This window comes from Gammaproteobacteria bacterium, assembly GCA_029884425.1.
In the GTDB taxonomy this organism is placed as follows: Bacteria; Pseudomonadota; Gammaproteobacteria; order S012-40; family S012-40; genus JAOUHV01.
Window position 1 is genome coordinate 1 of sequence record JAOUHV010000088.1, and the last position, 3021, is coordinate 3021.

At 47.8% G+C, this 3021-nt stretch carries 4 protein-coding genes; 1 reads left to right on the forward strand and 3 read right to left on the reverse strand.

Going from position 1 to position 3021, the window contains the following annotated elements; all coding sequences use genetic code 11:
- The 3 genes from OEW58_13955 to OEW58_13965 all read right to left on the reverse strand — a co-directional run.
- The coding region (locus tag OEW58_13955) for a hypothetical protein (protein ID MDH5302450.1) at nt 1–726 on the reverse strand (726 nt) is incomplete at its 3' end.
- On the reverse strand, nt 695–1222 hold the full coding sequence (locus tag OEW58_13960) for a PAS domain-containing protein (protein ID MDH5302451.1): 528 nt from the start codon (nt 1220–1222) through the stop codon (nt 695–697). The genes OEW58_13955 and OEW58_13960, both read right to left, overlap by 32 nt.
- 139 nt (nt 1223–1361) lie before the next feature.
- Complete coding sequence (locus OEW58_13965; GenBank protein MDH5302452.1) at nt 1362–2165, reverse strand: hypothetical protein; 804 nt, start codon at nt 2163–2165, stop codon at nt 1362–1364.
- 298 nt (nt 2166–2463) lie between these two features.
- On the opposite strand from OEW58_13965, the gene OEW58_13970 reads away from it, so the two are divergent.
- Nucleotides 2464–2949 carry a cyclic nucleotide-binding domain-containing protein gene (locus OEW58_13970; GenBank protein ID MDH5302453.1) on the forward strand — a complete coding sequence of 162 codons (486 nt, stop codon included), beginning with the start codon at nt 2464–2466 and terminating at the stop codon, nt 2947–2949.
- The last annotated feature ends 72 nt before the right edge of the window (nt 2950–3021 follow it).

Sequence of the window (3021 nt, forward strand, 5' to 3'; positions counted from 1 at the left end):
CGCCCGCTCTTTCAAGGCAATGACGGATGCATCCAGACTATCGGCCATGTCCGATAACTTGGCGAGATTGGAAATAACATTACCTACTTGTTGCTGGCTGGATTGCGCACGCTCTGCCGTTCCCTGGGCAATTTCCTTTACACCTTCAACCTGATTATTGACCGCAGTCAATTCCAATTGTGTACGAGTCAAATCACGCAGCAAATTTTCTGAGTTACGATGACCAAGGTCACTCAACAAACGATATTTTCCACTGTTCCGCTGGTTATCAATAATCAAACCCAGTGAGTCATCAATTTGCTCAATGACTTTTTTGAAGTCGCCATGCAGCCCCGAAGAAATCGGCCGACGGAAATAACGCCCCTGGCTGACATGATAAAATGACGCTTTCACTTCACGGAAAAACGTTTCCAACTGGTCGAGCATGTCATTCACTTGCCAGGCAACTTCACCCAGCTTGTCATCGCGACCAATATGAACAACACGATTATTCATCTGTCCCCGACCAACCTCAGTAGTCACTTGTTTTAGTTGATTGAGCAAGGTCTCATCTTCTTTTTTGCCTGCCAACATACCAACAAGCATCAAAACAATCGTTAGTAAAAATAATGATAAAACAACTAGGTCAAAGCCATACGACCATAAAAAGTAGCCCATCGCCGACAGCGACGCGACCAGTGCCAATGGCAGACTACTAGCCCTGAAGAGCGAGGATAAGTTCATCATAACCCGTCCTTTTTTCTTCCAAAAAATCCAGCAGGAACTTGGTCGAAACCGCTATGGCATTTTTCGAACCAGCATTTTTTTCCAGCGCCAGCATCTGTTTATACAGACCTTCAACAATTTTGACCGAATCCATACGAGGCTTACGACGCACGGACAAATAACCGATCATCTGACCATTCAGGTCATAGGAAGGTGTGATATGGGTGAACACCCAATAGAAAGAACCGTCCTTGGCCATGTTCTTCACATAGCCAAAAAATTCATTACCTGCTTTGATGGTATCCCAAGCCAACTGGAATGCGGCCCTGGGCATGTCAGGATGACGAATGATGTTGTGCTGACTACCCAGGAGCTCCGCCTCGCTATAGCGGGAAAACTCCTGGAAAATCCGATTTCCATAGGTAATCCGACCTTTGAGGTCAGTTTTGGAAACGATAAAGTCATTCTCCCGCATGACAATTTCTTTGTCGGTGGGGATGATCTCCTTGTCTTTCATAGCACCCAATACCCTTTAGCCTGTTATGGGTAAAGAGACTATCGACGGCAGCGCCTGATTTATTTACATAGAAAGCTAAAAATTAACAAAACACGAGTTATATCCGCCAAGAAGAATGAAAAATGCCAATCTCCACGGATTATGCGAGCTGCTGATCGGTCGCGACAGGTGGGTGTCTCGGTGTTTGCCGCGACAAATATTCCATGATCAATTTGGGCAGGTCCAGACCTAACTCAGATACCCCCTGGTTGCCAAACAAGCGATTAAATTCAAACACAAACGGATAATTGCCAACCATCGCGATGTCAAACCCGGCGTGATTGATGCCTGCCTGCCTAGCCAGCCGCTCTACTAGCGTTACCGCAGCCTCTGGCAACAACCCCATCACTATTTCACCACCTTGGGCGACGTTGTTATGAAATCCACCATCTGATCTGACCCGCCAGTAGCCCCCAACGACCTTTTCGCCAATCACTACCAGCCGTAAATCTCGATCGATGGGCAAAAATTCCTGTGCATATAAAACGTCAACCTCGGCACAATACTCTTCGAACTGCCGACGACTCTGAATCAGATAAACCCCTTCACCACGCGAACTTTTGGCTTTTTTGGCCACAAATGGAAATGGAAAATAATCCAGCACTTCCTGCTGTCCGGCGGGAGTATTGGGCAGTATCAAGGTATCGGGTATATTCGCGGGCGCAACGAGCTGAAAATAGCGCGTCATTTCTATTTTATTGTGTCCCAGGTGGTAACTGGCAAGGCTCGGAAAAACTCTCGCCCCCAGTCCGTAGACAAGACTGTTCACCTGCCAATATTCGGGGTACAGCACCCAGTCCGCTTCGCGTAACAAATCGAGGTGACGGTGCATCAATTCCGGTTTGACGTACTCCAACCCCTCAAATCCCAAGGTCCGGAACGAGTCAAATGAAACCAAACGCATACAGCAACCTGCCTCATCAATCTAAAGATGGGCAAAATATACTCCAAAAATCAGGCGTTACCCCGAAACACAGTAAATATATATTTTTATCGTTATGAACAATTTTATTTCTCAAGTAACACGACATTCTTCCCCGCTCCACCACTGGCAGCTATTTCCTGGCTGCCCCCCTGGCACAATAAATTGCTGCTCGCCAAAAGATCAGGGAAAGCAAAAAAACGTTTCATCCAAGCTAGTTATTTGATATTACTAGGCTTAAAGCGAAAAATTATTTCAATACGATAGGGGAGAATGCATCATGGCCACCACCGCAGATCCGCAGCGCATCGCAAACTCGGCATTAGGCCAGGAACTGGAACACGGCGAATGCCAGATCTTGGCTAACGCTATGCAGGTTGTGCACTTGAGCGATCGCGAATACGCAACCCGGGAAAAAGGCAGTGCCAATACGCTATTTCTGCTGATTGAAGGAAAACTGGCCGTCAGCAATGAAGTTAACGCTGGCGAGGACAAAACCGTTTACATCATGAGCCCAGGGGAATGTGCGGGCACGCGTGCGTTTGTTGATCGCACACCGCGTAAGGCATCCTTGCAGGCCGTCGGTAGCGCCGTTGTCTACACCCTTGAACCCAACACTTTTGAGAAACTGTTAGATAGCCATCCCAAGCTGGTCTACAAGGTGATGCGTGCCCTGTTCCGCATTACCCACACCAACCTAATGCGCATGAACCAGGAAAGCCAGCAACTGGCTGCCTATATCAATAGTCCAGGGCGTCGCGCCTAATCCATGCACTTGCAGACAGCCCCGAATGGGGCTGTCTTTTCTCGTCTTCCTCAGTCCCGAATTGAGAACCCG